This window comes from Clostridium sp. NkU-1 (assembly GCA_001312405.1).
Genome location: BBDR01000011.1, coordinates 24,998 through 40,780, shown reverse-complemented (window position 1 = coordinate 40,780; position 15,783 = coordinate 24,998). Strand labels below are relative to the sequence as shown.

Genomic DNA, 15,783 nt, shown 5'->3' with positions numbered 1-15,783 from the left:
AATTCAAACGCTAGTAAAGGGGGTTTCTTTAATTATTGCCAAAAATCAGCTCTTTTTTCAATACAATTATCTTGAAAGTACTTCCATATTCTGTTATTTTCTGATATGCGATTTTAGTTCGCATATGCGAATTTACCACTTGGAAACCTCTGCTTTTCCCCTTGATTTTAACAAGAAAATTTCAGAATTTTTCGGGCAGAACAGATTTCTTTTCCTTCAGCAGGATCAGGCAGGTTCCCAGCGCCAAAAATTCTGCTGCCGGCATGACGGACCATATCCCGGTTACTCCAAATGCCATTGGAAGGAGAAATACCAGGACACTGCTTAAAACAAGTCCCCTCATCAGACAGATGAACAAGGCCTTTCCCGGCTTTAACACAGACTGGAACCAGGTGCTGAACAATATATTAAATCCCATGGGCAGAAATGACAGGAAATAAATCCTGACAGCAGGGACCGACATAGCTAAAATCTCATCCGTTGGCCCTACAAAGGCCTTTGTTACCAGAGCCGGGAAAAGCATACCGATTCCCACAAACAGCAAACCGGAAAAGCATACGGCCAGTTCTCCCATGCGGCGTGTTTCCTTTAACCTGTCCTTTTTTTCCTGCCCCGTAATTCATGGCAAGAATAGGCTGGGACGCTGGGAGATACCATTATTAATAGAAGCAACGATCAGAGCGCTGTTGGATATGATACCATACACCACCACTCCAAGGTCGCCAACATAAGCCAAAAGCTGGCGGTTGAATAAAAACATGACAATTCCGCTGCATGTTTCCAATAAGAAGCTGGAAAGGCCGTTCACCAGGATTTCCCCTGCCCTTCTCCATTTGATGCGAAAGACGATCTTTAAGGAATTTCCCTTGGAAAACAAATGGGTAAGCAGAATGCCAAGAGTCAGGCAGGAGCCGATTACAGTGGCTGCTGCTGCTCCCACCATTCCCATGTTCATGGGAAAGATGAAAACATAATCCAGGATCACGTTGGTGATACCGCCGGAAATTACGGCTGCCATGGCTATTTGGGGAGCCCTGTCATTTCTGACAAAGGATTGCAGGAAAGAAGAAAGCAAGAATACAGGCGCTCCTGACACCAGTATCCTTCCATATTCCCTGACATAGAGATCCATGGTTTCATTTCTCCCCAAAAACTTTGTTACAGGATCAAACAGCAGATGCCCTGCCGTCACATAGAACACGCCGGCAGCAGCAGCCATGCAGAGTGCAGCCGTAAAATACTCCCTTGCCCCCTGCTCATCTCCCTTTCCCTTGGAAATGGATAAGAGCACTCCCCCGCCTACGCCAAACAGCAGGCCGGTTCCGAAAAACAGGCTGTATAAGGCAGAAGTAAGTTTAAAGCAGCAATTCCGATGGGACCTACTCCCCGCCCGATCATCAGGTATCCGCCAGGATATATATGGAGGTGACCAGAGTGGCACTGATGGATGGCATCAGATACCTTAAAAATAATTTCTTCACCGGTTCTTCCAGTAAATTTGCTTTTTTTCATAAGCAGCCTCCTTTTTCAAGTCTTTTAACAGTTTAGCATTTTTTTTCTTAAATAACAAGCAAAATCAGAGAAAACCGTCCTATATGCAGAGTTAAGGAATATATTCCATAAAATGCTTGATTCTTTTTTTGATATTTTCTGTAAAATAATACCAAATGAGATTGTTTCTGGGACAAAAATGTGGTACATTAGTGGTATCTCTAAAATCAATAAAAAACAGGAGGAAAAACAAGATTATGAAAAAGAGAGCACTAGCATTAGTAATGGCAGTTATGATGGCTGCAACCTTAAGCGGATGCGGTTCTTCCAATCCAGGCAGCGACGCTACCACAGCTGCACCTGCAGAGACCACAACTGCTGAAAAAGCGGCAGAGACAACTGCAGCAGCTTCAGACAAGCCTGAAAACGGGTATGAGCTTGCATTGGTTACAGACTTAGGAACCATTGATGACAAGTCCTTTAACCAGGGTGCATGGGAAGGCATGAAGAAGTATGCGGAGGAAAATAAAATTCCCTACAAGTACTACCAGCCCCAGGAAGGTACTACTGATTCCTATCTTGAGACCATCGGCCTTGCTGTCGAAGGCGGCGCCAAGTTAGTTGTTTGCCCGGGATTCTTATTTGAAGAGCCTGTATTCCTTGCCCAGGATCAGTACAAGGATGTTCATTTCATCCTTCTGGATGGCGAACCTCACAACGGTGATTATTCTGAATTCAGAACAGAGGCTAATGTAATGCCGATCCTGTTCCAGGAAGACGAGCCTGGATTCTTAGCCGGCTATGCAGCAGTAAAAGAAGGCTATACTAAGCTTGGATTCTTAGGCGGTATGGCAGTTCCGGCAGTTATCCGTTACGGCTACGGATTTGCAGAAGGTGCTGACTTTGCAGCTAAGGAAATGGGAATCGATGGCGTAGAAATCATGTACAACTACACGGGTGCATTTGCCGCTACACCGGAAGCACAGTCCATGGCAGCTTCCTGGAACCAGAACGGAACAGAAGTGATCTTTGGATGCGGCGGAGCAGTTGGTAACTCCGTTATGGCTGCTGCTGAAGAAAAGGGCACAAAGGTTATCGGCGTTGACGTTGACCAGAGTTATGAATCCAATACTGTTATCACTTCAGCTATGAAAGAGCTGTCCGTTTCTGTTTATGACGGAGTTAAAGCATTCTATGACAATGCTTTCCCAGGAGGAAAGACAAGCATTTTCACTGCCAAGAACGATGGAATCGGACTTCCAATGGAAACTTCCAAATTCACCAAGTTCACACAGCAGGATTATGACGCTATCTTCACTCAGTTAAAAGAGGGTAAGATCGAACTTGTGCAGCCTTCTCAGGATAACAACAATCCTACAGTTGACTTAAAGCTTGAAAAAACCAAAATCAACTTTGTAGAATAGTCTTCAGGCATACTTATACACCCGGTAAAGCAGGGTGGGCACTGCCCAAAAAGCGCGGGCAATGAAAAAGGAAAGGAGATGCCGTTTGATTCACCAGTCATAACAGACCTGGTCTCTTACGGCATCTCTTTTTTATTTCTCATAAAAGCGGAAAAATACCAAGGTATATTTTATTAACCAGGTCCCATAGATAGGTACCGAATTAAGGGGGATTTTATGGACTACATTATTGAGATGCTTCACATCACGAAAGAATTTCCTGGTATCATCGCAAATGATGACATCACTCTGCAATTAAAGAAAGGCGAGATACTTGCTCTGCTTGGTGAAAACGGCGCAGGAAAATCCACGCTCATGAGTGTCTTATTCGGCCTGTACCAGCCGGAAAAAGGCGTCATTAAGGTCAGAGGCAAGGAAGAAAAAATCACCGGGCCTTTAGATGCCAATGCCCTGGGTATTGGTATGGTTCATCAGCATTTTAAGCTGGTAGAGAATTTTACTGTGCTCCAGAATATTGTTCTGGGCATTGAAACAACAAAACGTGGATTTTTAAAGATGGATGATGCCCGCAAAAAGGTTATGGATTTAAGCGAGAAATACAAATTATTCGTGGACCCGGATGCAATCATATCGGATATTACCGTTGGCATGCAGCAAAGGGTCGAGATCTTGAAAATGCTTTATCGCGACAACGAAATCATGATTTTTGACGAACCCACTGCGGTTCTTACCCCTCAGGAAATTGAAGAACTGATGCAGATCATGAAAGATCTGGTAAAGGAAGGCAAGTCCATCCTGTTTATCACCCACAAGCTCAATGAAATCAAGGCGGTTGCGGACCGCTGTTCTGTCCTGCGCCGCGGTAAATATATTGGAACGGTAGAGGTAGCAGAAACAACGCCCGAAGAAATGTCAGAGATGATGGTTGGCCGCAAGGTGAACCTGACCGTTGACAAGAATCCTTCCAAGCCCGGAGATGTTGTGCTGGAAGTAAAGGATCTTTCCGTAGAAGCCAAAAGAGAAGGCCAGACAAAAAAACTGGTCCATGATGTCTCCTTTAAGGTAAAAAAAGGGGAAATCGTATGTATTGCCGGAATCGACGGCAACGGCCAGACAGAGCTTATCCATGCGATTACCGGCATTTCCGATATGAGCACCGGTACCGTTACCATCAATGGGGAAGACGTGACAAAAAAGAGCATCCGTTACAAAAATACCCATGGATTATCCCATATACCGGAGGACCGGCACAAACACGGCCTTGTCCTGGATTATAACCTGGCTTATAACCTGGTCCTTCAGCAGTATTTTGAAAAGGACTTCCAAAGCAGTACCTTCTTAAAAAAATGACAAGATTTATGAATACGCAGAAAAGCTGATCCAGGATTACGACATAAGAAGCAGCGAAGGTCCCTTTACCACAGCCCGCAGCATGTCCGGCGGAAACCAGCAAAAGGCCATTGTGGCAAGAGAGATCTCTAAGGCTCCCGATATCCTTCTGGCTGTTCAGCAACCCGCGGCTTGGACGTGGGGGCTATTGAATACATCCACCGACAGCTTGTAAAACAAAGAGATGCCGGAGCAGCTATTCTCTTAGTATCCCTGGAATTAGATGAAGTCATGAATTTAAGCGACCGGATTCTGGTCATGTTTGAAGGCGGAATCGTAGCCGACTTAAACCCCAAGAACGTCACGGTTCAGGAACTGGGTCTTTATATGGCAGGCGCAAAGAAAGAAGGTGGCAAATCATGAAACCGAAACAGATAAAGGACCATACAGGAATTCTCTCTTCCATCTTTGCCATTATACTTGGATTGATCGTAGGCCTGATCATTTTGTTCCTCTGCAATCCGAAGCAGGCTCTTCCCGGATTTGCAACCATTTTATCAGGTGCATTTACCCATGGAGCCAAAGGCGTAGGACAGGTATTTTACTATGCGACACCCATCATCCTCACCGGTCTTTCCGTGGGATTTGCCTTTAAGACAGGGCTTTTTAACATCGGAACTCCCGGCCAGTTCATCATGGGGGGATTTGGTGCTGTCTATGTAGGAATCCTCTGGACATCCTTAGGGCCGGCCCACTGGGTAGTTGCCCTTCTTGCAAGCATCATCCTGGGCGCCGTATGGGGCCTTGTTCCAGGACTTTTAAAGGCTTATTTTAACGTAAATGAGGTAATCGCCTCTATTATGATGAATTATATCGGCATGTATCTGGTAAACTGGATCGTAAAAAGCTATAAGCCCTTATTTAACAACCTGCGCAATGAGTCCAGGAATGTGGCTGCAACAGCTAACATCCCGAAGATGGGGCTGGATAAGATATTCCCAGGCTCCAGCGTAAACGGGGGAATCCTCATTGCAATCCTTACGGTAATTCTGATCTGGCTTCTCCTTAACAAAACCACCTTTGGCTATGAATTAAAGGCTGTGGGCTTTAACCGGGATGCCAGTAAATATGCCGGCATCAATGAAAAAAAAGAGCATCATCCTGTCCATGGTGATCGCAGGAGCCATTGCAGGACTTGCCGGAGGGCTTTTGTATCTGGCCGGCACCGGAAAGCACATTGAAATCAAGGACGTGCTGGCATCGGAAGGCTTTACCGGTATTTCCGTTGCATTGCTGGGCTTAAGCAACCCCATCGGAGTTCTCTTCTCCGGCATCTTTATTGCATACTTAACAGCCGGAGGCTTTTACCTGCAGCTATTTGAATTTTCAACGGAAATCATTGACATCATTGTAGCGGTCATCATCTATTTCAGCGCCTTTGCCCTTATGGTAAAGACCATTCTTTCTAAAATCCACAGGCAGAAAGATGAAAAAGCTGAAAGCACAAAGGAAGGAGGGACGAAATCATGAACGTAGTTTATTTTATTTTCCAGCAGACCATGTATTTCATGATTCCTCTCATGATCGTGGCTCTGGGAGCCATGTTCTCCGAACGAAGCGGCATCATTAATATCGCTCTGGAAGGAATCATGACCATGGGAGCCTTTACCGGAATCCTGTTCATTCATTTTACAGGCGGCTCCATGACTGGGCAGCTCCAGCTCATCATTGCGGTGCTGATTTCCATGGCAACCGGTATGGTATTTTCCCTGTTCCACGCTTACGCGTCCATCAACATGAAGTCCAATCAGGTAATCAGCGGTACGGCATTAAATATGTTTGCTCCCGCCTTTGCCATTTTCGTGGCCCGTGTTATTCAGAATGTGCAGCAGGTACAGTTTACCAACACCTTCCGCATTATATCCGTTCCGTTATTGGGAAAAATCCCGTTTTTCGGTCCTCTCCTGTTCCAGAACGCTTATATCACCACTTATATTGGCATTGGTATCTTTTTACTTTCAGCCATTGTCCTTTATAAAACCAGGTTTGGTTTAAGGCTTCGGGCCTGCGGCGAGCATCCCCAGGCGGCCGACTCCGCAGGAATTAACGTATACCGGATGCAGTATGCAGGCGTACTGATCTCCGGCGCACTTGGCGGGCTTGGAGGACTGGTTTTTGTGGTTCCCACCTCCACCAATTTTAACGCAGACGTAGCCGGATACGGCTTCCTGGCTCTGGCTGTTTTGATCTTTGGCCAGTGGAAGCCGGTCAATATCATGCTTGCCTCCCTTTTCTTCGGGCTCATGAAGGCTATCGCATCCGCTTATTCCGGAATCCCGTTCTTAAGCGCAATGGGCATTCCAAGCTACTTCTATAAAATGGTGCCTTATATCATCACCCTGATCGTGCTGATCTTCACTTCCAGAAACTCTCAGGCTCCAAAGGCAGAGGGTATTCCTTACGATAAGGGACAAAGATAAAAACAGAAAATGACAGCCTCAAAAAGAAAGTATGGATCTTCTTTTTTGAGGCTGTCACTTTTTTTATCCTGCTGTCTGTGTTCTTCCTGTTTACGGGGAAATTCCTGATTTCTCCTGATATCAGTCACTGGGAAAAGACAAAGCCATATAATACACTACAATGCACGAAAAGAGTGAGTCTAATGATGTCATATAGCTGCAATGTCAGCCATTCTAACTGCGTATCGGACAATACTTATCTTACCTGGGATATAAATGACTACGGGCCGGCTCCGCTGGTCCTCAACATTGTCCATGATACTCTCCGGAACCCCACCTTTCTCACAACCCGCTGGACCGGGAACCACATGCAGCTTGCCCTCATGAGCATTCCTGTAAACGGGGAGACAGGTCTGGAAAACAATCCGGAGATGGATCAGTTTATACGCATAGAAACGGGAGAAGGGCTGCTTCTTATGGGAGACAGTCCCTATAATCTTACTTTCCAGGAGCCTGTAAATGACAAATGTGCCATTATCATACCGGCGAATACCTGGCACAATCTCATAAATACAGGGGAAGATGCCTTAAAGCTTTTTACCATTTATTCTCCCGTCGTACAGCCCTTTGGAGCGGTACATTGGAAAATGGATAATTCAAAATAAGGGGAATAACAGTGAAATAAAAAGATGCAGGAAAGAGGTTTTGCCTCTTCCTGCACTTTTTTATAAATCCCACGGGCTGCTGCCCGTCAAAGGGAAAGGATCATATTTAGAAACGGAACTTATCCTCAAAATAACTTTTCAGCTCTGCAATGGGAACTCTCACCTGGTCCATGGTATCACGGTCACGGACAGTTACTGCAAAGTCCTCCTCGGAATCAAAGTCATAGGTAACGCAGAACGGGGTACCGATCTCATCCTGTCTTCTATAACGCTTTCCGATATTGCCTCTGTCATCGAATTCGCAGTTATAGTATTTGCAAAGCTCTTCATACACCTTTTCCGCGCCTTCATTGAGCTTTTTGGAAAGAGGCAGCACACCGATCTTAACAGGAGCAATGGCAGGATGGAAGTGAAGCACAGTACGCACATCTCCTTCTGCGATCTCCTCTTCATCATAAGCGGCACAAAGGAATGCAAGGGTCACACGGTCAGCTCCCAGAGAAGGCTCTATCACGTAGGGAATGTACCGCTCCTTCTTTTCATCGTCAAAATATGTCAAATCCTGACCGGAAGTATTCTGGTGCTGGGTTAAGTCATAATCTGTTCTGTCTGCAATTCCCCATAACTCGCCCCAGCCGAATGGGAACAGGAATTCAATGTCAGAGGTTGCCTTACTGTAGAAAGAAAGCTCTTCCTTCTCATGATCCTGACACGCATCTCGTCTTCTTTGATTCCCAGGGTCTTCAGCCAGTTGATGCAGAACTCTTTCCAGTATGCGAACCATTCCAGATCCGTATCCGGCTCACAGAAAAATTCCAGCTCCATCTGCTCAAATTCCCTGGTACGGAAGGTGAAGTTTCCTGGAGTGATCTCGTTACGGAAGGATTTTCCTACCTGTCCGATTCCAAAAGGAATTTTCTTGCGGGAGGTTCTCTGTACGTTCTTAAAGTTTACAAAATACCCTGGGCTGTCTCTGGCCTTAAGTATACAGTGTTTTTGGCATCCTCTGTTACTCCCTGGAAGGTTTTAAACATCAGGTTGAATTGACGGATATCCGTAAAATCATGCTTTCCGCAGCTTGGGCAGCAGATGTTCTTCTCATCGATATAGGTTTTCATGTCTTCCTGGGACCAGGCATCTACAGAGCCTTCGATGGTGATATTGTTTTCAGACATGTAATCTTCAATCAGTTTATCTGCGCGGAAACGCTCCTTGCATGCCTTGCAGTCCATCAGCGGGTCGGAAAAGCCGCCTAAGTGTCCGGAAGCGACCCAGGTCTGGGAATTCATCAAAATGGCACAGTCCACGCCCACGTTATAGGGGCTTTCCTGAATAAATTTCTGCCACCATGCTTTTTTTACATTGTTCTTCAGTTCCACGCCTAAGTTGCCGTAGTCCCAGGTATTTGCAAGGCCGCCGTAAATTTCGGAGCCAGGATATACAAATCCTCTTGATTTTGCAAGTCCCACAATCTTTTCCATTGTCTTTTCCATGATCTTAACCTCTCTTATTTAAAAATGATGTAATTTTTCCCTTGCGCTGTCTGAACGGTATAGTGATCCTTTATATCTACATTATTGGAAACAAATAAAAGTTTTCCCTGGGTTTGTATTGTCACCGGCTGTTTAGCCTCCACAACAACGGCGAAGCACTCCCCTTTACTGGATAAAGCTTTTTTTTCTGCCTGTTTCCCATCAGAGGCCTTCACAAAAGTCACTCCTTCTGACTCACTCTGCCCTAATACATCGGACAAAGGGGTCACAGAAATGGAATCTACCTGGTTTTCTTCATCCTCATACTCAGCGGAAAAGCCCACCAGATCACTTCCTGACCCATAGCGGAAAACCATTCTGGCATTCCCCTTTTCCAGAGTACAGGTATCCAGGGTCACTGCTCCCTGACCATGGGACTCGTTATATCTGGAAACGGCTTCTTCCAGATAGGCTTTTAATTCATCTGCACGATAGTAATCCTGATCCGCATAGGTTTCCACCGTCGCGGTCTGAAGGGTTCCTTCTTCCGTTACATAAATTCTGCTGCTCTCCGAATTCAAGGTGCCGCCGCCACTCCTGCCTAAGCAGCCTGTCAGCACTCCGGCAGCCAGAAAAACGGCCAGAACGGCTTTCTTTTTTTTCATGAATTTCCCTCCTACCAATAAAACCATTACAGCAATATTGGTCTATTATAACAAACACAAATGGGATTATCAAGGTACTTTCCTTTTATCATGTAAATATTTTCCTTTTATCATGAAAAATCTTCTTTCTTATCCAGGTAATTTATTTCAGACAATTATGCTATCTAAAAAAACGGATAGAGCCATGTAAAAAAAGACATACCAGATGGTCAGTTCCGCTTTCTTTGCCACGATCCTGAACCGGAATTCACCCGCCAGTCAATGAGATTTCCAATGGGACCTAAAAGCGCTCCGCAGCCATATATGGAAAACATTAAAAGAGAGGTCTGTCCCATAAGCCACCAATCATGGTGCAAAATGGATTCCGTTGCGATAAAGGTAACGTCCATTATATGCTGAATATGGAGATATTATAAAAATAAAATATATTTTCATAATCGCAGGGGGAGGTATACCAATTATATAATAATTTTTCCATCAAGCATTTTTAATTTTGTATCTCCATAATTGTATACTCTGATGAGCCACTATCGGTTTCCGCATGTTTCCCGGCATTCAACTAGACTCAAAAAAATGGAATTCTCTCTATAAAATCAGAACGATTGTGGAGCGTGCCATCAATTACTTTTAAACCAACATGTGCACAGCAGGGCAAAAAAACCCGCTGTCATGCAACCACAAATGGGATTATCACGGTACTTTCCTTTTATCCTATAAATATCTATAAATATTTTGGCTTATAATAAATTTTCTTTCTTTTCCATGTAATTCATTTCAGAAAATTTCACTAGCTAAAAACGGATAGAACCATACAGAAAAATCAAATGAGATTGCAAAATAACACAATTTCATAAACTATCTTTACAACTCTATCCTTTCCAATATTGGAATTTAACAAGAGAGTCCTGACATACTCTTATGATTCATTACGTCTTCATAACTTCCTGTCCCTATAATGGTTCCCTTCTCTAATAAAAAAATCTGGTCATACTGCGAAAGTAATTCAGAGGACAACCGATGTGTAATTGTAATCAACGTCAAACCAGAATCATGAAGAAGCTCATTTTCAACTTCAAATCCTGTTTCCATATCAATTGCTGAAGTTGCTTCATCAAGAATCAGTATTTGCTTTTCCTGAAGAAATGATCTTGCTAATGCGATTCTTTGTTTTTGCCCGCCCGACAATTTATTGCCATTCTCACCTACATAAGTATCTATCGATTCATTTAATTCCGGTAAAAATTTCATTACACCGCTTTTTATAAGAGCAGCATCCAACTGTTCTTTTCTGTAATCCCTGAAAAGAGTAATATTATCCTTAACTGTCCCTTCAAAAAGAAAAATATCCTGATGATTGACTGCAATCAGCTCATTCCGTGTTATCTCATTAATCGCGCTTGCAGGTATATTATCAATCAGTATTTCACCCGTATAATTATTTTCACGGCCTGTGATAAGATTGACAAGCGTACTTTTACCGCTTCCGCTTGCGCCGATGATTGCATATTTTCCGCCTTTTTTGATTGATAAATTAATGGATTGAAGATGAAAATTACAGTTATCCCCATAGCAAAAACTTACATTATGCAGAATAATTTTGTCACGGAAAACAAATCTGTCATGCCTTGCTTGATTCTCCCTGAAACAGCCCGCATACTCAGTCAATTTATCTCGTATAGGACAAGTGCTTTTTACTTTACTAAATGCCTGCATGATGTTCGATATTGGATTTACAAAATTACCACTTAACTGAATGATCGCAACGAGCATCCCCATAGTAATGTGGTCAGATAAAATAAGATACGCACCAAAAAGTAATATCAGCAGTTGAGAAAAAAAATGAAAAGAAAAAAGATATGCTTTCGTTGAAATTGAAAGCATTGTCTTTTTTCATTTTCACACTTGCCAGCAATTTGTTATCAATATAAAATTTCTGCAAAAAAACAGGAACGAGACCAAAAGATTTTATCACTTCAAATCCATTATAATAATCCTTAGAAACCTTTGTAAAACTGCTTAGCTGACAGGAATAATCTCTTTGCTTTTTCTGCAGTACCTTACTGTATAAGCCCGGAAAAAACATTGCCAGCACTACACAGAGAATCAGGCAAAAAGTAATGGCCAGACTCAGGCTTAAAAGAGCAATTAATGCTCCTGAAAATATGCAAACCTGCTGTATCCCATACAAGAATGGCGTGAAATACGATTCCTCTAATATATTTATGTCATTTGTAATTGCCGAAATATAATCTGCCGTATTCACGGAATGGAAATCATGATAACTCCTGCTTAATACTCCTTTAAAAACATCATACCGTAAATCTCTAAGCACTTTTTTTAATTGTAAGCTTAACGAAAAACAGATACAGGTAATGGCAAACCGTTATGCAGATAAAATACAATATTGTCTTGCCTATTATATGAAAAAAAGCGGAAAAATCCCTTTCCATAACTACATCAATGACCTGATTAAGCAAAAAAAGCAATATAAATATTAACAGCTGCAAAAATCATTCCCATCGCAACAGTAACTGCATAAACAGCAAAATGTTTTTTTATGTATCGGTCCATATGAAACCTCCATTAAAACCGTTCTATTAAGTCCATAATATATTTTTCCCTGTCACTTTGTTTTATGTCTTTTTCAAATATAAACTGCTCTTTTATAGTTCCGTCAAAAAAATACACAATCTTCTTTGCCTTTGCCGCAACCTTTATATCATGGGTCACCATAAGAATTGCTGTACCATTATTATTTACCGTTTTTAACACCTGTAATATCTGATTTGTTGCAGATGAATTTAAAGCTCCCGTGGGTTCATCTGCAAAAAGCATAGAGGGATTATTAATCAATGCTCTTGCAATACATCCCCTCTGCATCTGACCGCCGGATAACGTATTTACGGACGCCTTCTCTTTATCTGCCATTCCAAACAATGTTAAGAGTTTCACAGCTCTTTCGTAAATAATTACTGCCGGTTCCTCATGAAGCAGGTAGGCGGGAAGTATGATATTATCAATTAGATTAAGAGTAGGCAGCAAAGATGGCTGCTGAAATACCATGCCAATCTTTTTTTAGCCTTAAATCAGCAATCTCTTTATCATTCATTCCTGCAAGTTCATTTTCCCCAATATAAACCTGACCGGAAGTCGGTCTATCCATACCGCTTATCATATGCATAAATGTGGATTTTCCAGCTCCCGACGGTCCCATAACCGCCACATAATCCCCCTGGTTCAAATTAAAATTAATATCATTCAATATCTGCGCAATCCCATAAGACTTTGACAGTTTCACCGTTTTCAAAATACTTTTCCCCATATCAGTTCTCCTTTTTAAAAGAATGCTTTTTTTATAAATCGCCCTTGTGTAACTGCTGTTATGAATATAGTAAGTATCAGAAAATTAAACGGAAGAATTACAAATGACTGAAATGGTTCAGTCACAAGAATAAATCTTGCCAGACCGGTGATTGAAAACAGTTTTACAACTGCCAGGCGTCCCAATGATACCGCACACAATGTACCTGATAAAACAGACATAAGGATAAGCACAGTAACTTTTATCAACTGATAGCAGAACAGGAAATAATTATCTGCTCCAATGTCATATAACTGCCGCAATGCAAAACTATCTTTAAAACATAACATTTTATTAAATAAAATAAGTACAATGGCAGCAAAGAGAAAAACAAACAACATTAAAACATCGATTGCCAATATAATCTGTTCAATCATGTTTCCGGTGAATTTATCAATAACTTCTCTTGCTGTAAGACCTCTCATATACTCATATTTATTCTGCAAATGCGCAATCTCAGCATTTTTATCCCGGGCATCAATAAACGCAATCACCTGACAGGTAATTCGTTCACTTTTAATCTGATAATTATCAGATAACAATATGATTTCTCCCATGTTGTATAAGGCCTGGTTAACCGCAGTGATTTTATATTCTCCAGCCCTTCCTTCTACTTCCATGGTAATCCTATCACCAATATCCAATCCATATCTTTGTGCCAACACGTTTGTCAATCCTATCTCATATTCCGCTTTAGGCGCACTCCCCCTGATATAACGAAAATCTTCCGTTGATGCGGCTGATTTTAATGCTGTTATAGTGGAAGAAACGCCACTGCTATCAACAATTCGGCTATCTGCATAAAAATCAATTCCCAAAACAGCCTTTTCATGATTGTTCTTCAATTCCTCATTCAACTGAGCAACCTTCTCTTTTATTTTATCTGTCTGATGATCCTCAATCTGTAAATCACAATAGAGATCTCCCACTGTCAATCCAAAATATTTTAAAAACCCATCACCGGCAATCGTGTTTTTAAGATTTCCAACCGATACCAGCAAAGCAAAACAAAGCATAAGTGTTGCTGTTATTTTTATAAAGTGCCTGAAATTCTGAATCAAATCATTGATTGCAAGGACAAGGAGGGCACGGAACTGTGATGCATTTCGAAATGATAGATGAAGACATGGCATATTGTTCCTGGTTTCTCCTCCTTTTTTTATTTCTATTGGAGATAAACCACGAATACGCCGTAAGTATAACCAGGAGACAGCCATATATCCAGTACCTGTAAATACGATACACACACATGCAACAGCAGCAGTCTTTAACCAGCTTTCCACAACGATCATCTGAAAATAATTACCAAGAAACAGTCTGGAGCAGACAGCTCCCAATCCAGCGCCCAGGCACAATCCACAAATATTAATAAACATATACTTATTAAAATAAATGGAAATAATCTGTTTATTCCGAAAACCAATTGCTTTCATCATTCCAATATACAAATACTCATCTTCAACCGTAGTATGAATGGAATAACGTTGAACGAGAAAGAAAATTATGCCAATAAATAACGCTACAACAAGAAATAAAACAGCAATAATTCCATTAGATGCCCCATATATCTGCATAATTAAATTCCTGTCAAGGCTAAAAATAATTGGTATATCATATTCTGTGAAGGCTGAAATTAAAGCTGATGTTTTATCACCTTCATTTAAATTGACACCTATAAATGAGCAATGATTTTCCGGCTGACACACCGTCAGAATATTCATCATATCACTTTCCCCAATAACCAGCCGTTTCGTAGATATGTACTCACTGCCAAACAGTGCATCCTTAAAAATATACTTCACAGTAAAGTCAAATGATCTGTTGTTAATGTCAATACTCATCCTGTCATTAATTCCAAGTCCCAAGCCCTTTGCCAAATAAACCGGAACAGCAATTTCACCCATAGATAAAATAATGTCTTCATTTTTGTAAATAGAATAAATCTTATTATATTCATCATCAAAAGGGATAAGAAAACAGGAAATCGAATCCGGAACTTTTTCTCCATTATTGAAGGTAATATGATTACTTTCAACAGAAACTACATCGTAGTTTTTTACATTATCCACATAAGATATGCCTTTCTTTAATCTATTTAATTTCTCATTGTCTTCTTTCTCATAATTTTTCCATATAAGCACCGAATGCATGTTGCTCATATTGACAAAATCTTTAATCAATCCTGTTGATGAATAAATCAACAGGATGCTGACAAGAAGAAATGATAAAGTGAATCCAAGCATTAAAATCATTGCAATTGTCTGTGTTTTCTTCTTTTTCAATTCCCCTAAAAGCAATTTTTTTATCATTTAATCACATTCCTTTATTTTCAGATCAGCTAATGTCCGGATATCTTCATGAATGTTTGACAGTTACATAATCCCTCATAGACTTTCTTATTTGCTCCTCTGTCCAAAAACATTCTGGTTTTCCGGTTTCGACACGGTTTCTACGGCATCCTCCCAGACATATGGGAAACAGCCTGCATGGAAAGCAATTTGCCAATGTATTAGTTTCATCAAATACTGATCCCTTCCATACCTCCATTCCCTTTTCAATTATCAAATCCCCATCTTCACTGATATGCCCTGCCGCCTGCTTTTTATCTGACATAGTATCACAAAAAAATAAAGAACCATCTGCACCTACTATAAACGAATGGTACCATTCTGTTCCACACCATGAAAGTGCCGGCATAGGCAATGGGTCAGCTAATCTTCTATCTCCTATCTCTCCCCTTTTCTCCATTACTCTAAATTCCAGAGAATTTTGAAGTTCTATTCCTTCTTCTTTTGAACAAAGTTTATCAAGAATCGCATTAATGTCATCGCGATCAGTCTCAAAGTAATAAATTGGTCTGAAATAAAGTTTAAAAGCGCTTATGATCTCCAAAATCTTCCAGTAATTTATCAACAAA

The 15,783-nt window shown here is 41.5% G+C and carries 16 protein-coding genes and 2 pseudogenes; 6 read left to right on the top strand and 12 right to left on the bottom strand.

Annotation, left to right across the window (positions count from 1 at the left end):
• Nucleotides 1-181: 181 nt before the first annotated feature.
• Genes JCM10519_RS30840 through JCM10519_RS30830 form a run of 3 tightly spaced genes read right to left on the bottom strand, consistent with a single transcriptional unit; the run spans nt 182 to nt 1,512 of the window.
• A complete protein-coding gene (locus JCM10519_RS30840) occupies nt 182-574 on the bottom strand; it encodes a hypothetical protein (protein WP_347844467.1) in 393 nt (130 codons plus the stop codon).
• Nucleotides 575-619: 45 nt separating this feature from the next.
• Complete coding sequence (locus tag JCM10519_RS30835; protein WP_347844466.1) at nt 620-1,291, bottom strand: MATE family efflux transporter; 672 nt, start codon at nt 1,289-1,291, stop codon at nt 620-622.
• A gap of 8 nt (nt 1,292-1,299) precedes the next feature.
• The gene (locus JCM10519_RS30830; protein WP_347844465.1) at nt 1,300-1,512 is read right to left on the bottom strand and encodes a hypothetical protein; all 213 of its coding nucleotides are present in this window, start codon (nt 1,510-1,512) and stop codon (nt 1,300-1,302) included.
• Nucleotides 1,513-1,748: 236 nt separating this feature from the next.
• Between JCM10519_RS30830 and JCM10519_RS16185 the strand changes: the two genes are divergently transcribed.
• From JCM10519_RS16185 to JCM10519_RS16165, 6 genes and pseudogenes are all read left to right on the top strand, one after another.
• Nucleotides 1,749-2,915 carry a BMP family ABC transporter substrate-binding protein gene (locus tag JCM10519_RS16185; protein ID WP_054740452.1) on the top strand — a complete coding sequence of 389 codons (1,167 nt, stop codon included), beginning with the start codon at nt 1,749-1,751 and terminating at the stop codon, nt 2,913-2,915.
• A gap of 216 nt (nt 2,916-3,131) precedes the next feature.
• Nucleotides 3,132-4,667 (top strand): annotated as a pseudogene (locus tag JCM10519_RS16180) (ABC transporter ATP-binding protein).
• On the top strand, nt 4,664-5,485 hold the full coding sequence (locus JCM10519_RS16175) for an ABC transporter permease (protein ID WP_347844464.1): 822 nt from the start codon (nt 4,664-4,666) through the stop codon (nt 5,483-5,485). The pseudogene JCM10519_RS16180 and the gene JCM10519_RS16175 overlap by 4 nt, the downstream one beginning before the upstream one ends.
• A complete protein-coding gene (locus JCM10519_RS30825) occupies nt 5,385-5,774 on the top strand; it encodes a hypothetical protein (RefSeq protein WP_347844463.1) in 390 nt (129 codons plus the stop codon). Before JCM10519_RS16175 ends, JCM10519_RS30825 begins: the two co-directional genes overlap by 101 nt.
• A complete protein-coding gene (locus tag JCM10519_RS16170; RefSeq protein WP_054740450.1) occupies nt 5,771-6,724 on the top strand; it encodes a sugar ABC transporter permease in 954 nt (317 codons plus the stop codon). The genes JCM10519_RS30825 and JCM10519_RS16170 overlap by 4 nt, the downstream gene beginning before the upstream one ends.
• Before the next feature lie 182 nt (nt 6,725-6,906).
• The gene (locus JCM10519_RS16165; protein ID WP_054740448.1) at nt 6,907-7,368 is read left to right on the top strand and encodes a cupin domain-containing protein; all 462 of its coding nucleotides are present in this window, start codon (nt 6,907-6,909) and stop codon (nt 7,366-7,368) included.
• A gap of 106 nt (nt 7,369-7,474) precedes the next feature.
• Here JCM10519_RS16165 and JCM10519_RS16160 read toward each other — a convergent pair.
• The 9 genes and pseudogenes from JCM10519_RS16160 to JCM10519_RS16120 form a co-directional block, all read right to left on the bottom strand.
• Nucleotides 7,475-8,861, bottom strand: a pseudogene (locus JCM10519_RS16160) (glycine--tRNA ligase).
• A 14-nt stretch (nt 8,862-8,875) separates the two neighbouring features.
• Nucleotides 8,876-9,505, bottom strand: a complete 630-nt coding sequence (locus JCM10519_RS16155; RefSeq protein WP_054740446.1) for a hypothetical protein — start codon at nt 9,503-9,505, stop codon at nt 8,876-8,878.
• Between the two features lie 209 nt (nt 9,506-9,714).
• A complete protein-coding gene (locus JCM10519_RS16150) occupies nt 9,715-9,894 on the bottom strand; it encodes a hypothetical protein (protein ID WP_054740444.1) in 180 nt (59 codons plus the stop codon).
• 502 nt (nt 9,895-10,396) lie between these two features.
• Nucleotides 10,397-11,275: an ATP-binding cassette domain-containing protein gene (locus JCM10519_RS16145; protein WP_347844529.1), complete on the bottom strand. Its 879-nt coding sequence runs from the start codon at nt 11,273-11,275 to the stop codon at nt 10,397-10,399.
• A gap of 16 nt (nt 11,276-11,291) precedes the next feature.
• Nucleotides 11,292-11,837, bottom strand: coding sequence for an ABC transporter transmembrane domain-containing protein (locus JCM10519_RS16140; RefSeq protein ID WP_347844462.1), 546 nt, complete (start codon nt 11,835-11,837; stop codon nt 11,292-11,294).
• A 251-nt stretch (nt 11,838-12,088) separates the two neighbouring features.
• Nucleotides 12,089-12,547, bottom strand: a complete 459-nt coding sequence (locus JCM10519_RS16135; protein ID WP_054740438.1) for an ATP-binding cassette domain-containing protein — start codon at nt 12,545-12,547, stop codon at nt 12,089-12,091.
• On the bottom strand, nt 12,531-12,827 hold the full coding sequence (locus JCM10519_RS16130; RefSeq protein WP_054740436.1) for an ATP-binding cassette domain-containing protein: 297 nt from the start codon (nt 12,825-12,827) through the stop codon (nt 12,531-12,533). Before JCM10519_RS16130 ends, JCM10519_RS16135 begins: the two co-directional genes overlap by 17 nt.
• 14 nt (nt 12,828-12,841) lie before the next feature.
• Nucleotides 12,842-15,175, bottom strand: a complete 2,334-nt coding sequence (locus JCM10519_RS16125) for an FtsX-like permease family protein (RefSeq protein ID WP_054740434.1) — start codon at nt 15,173-15,175, stop codon at nt 12,842-12,844.
• A 46-nt stretch (nt 15,176-15,221) separates the two neighbouring features.
• Nucleotides 15,222-15,758, bottom strand: coding sequence for an SPASM domain-containing protein (locus tag JCM10519_RS16120; protein ID WP_054740432.1), 537 nt, complete (start codon nt 15,756-15,758; stop codon nt 15,222-15,224).
• Between the last annotated feature and the right edge of the window lie 25 nt (nt 15,759-15,783).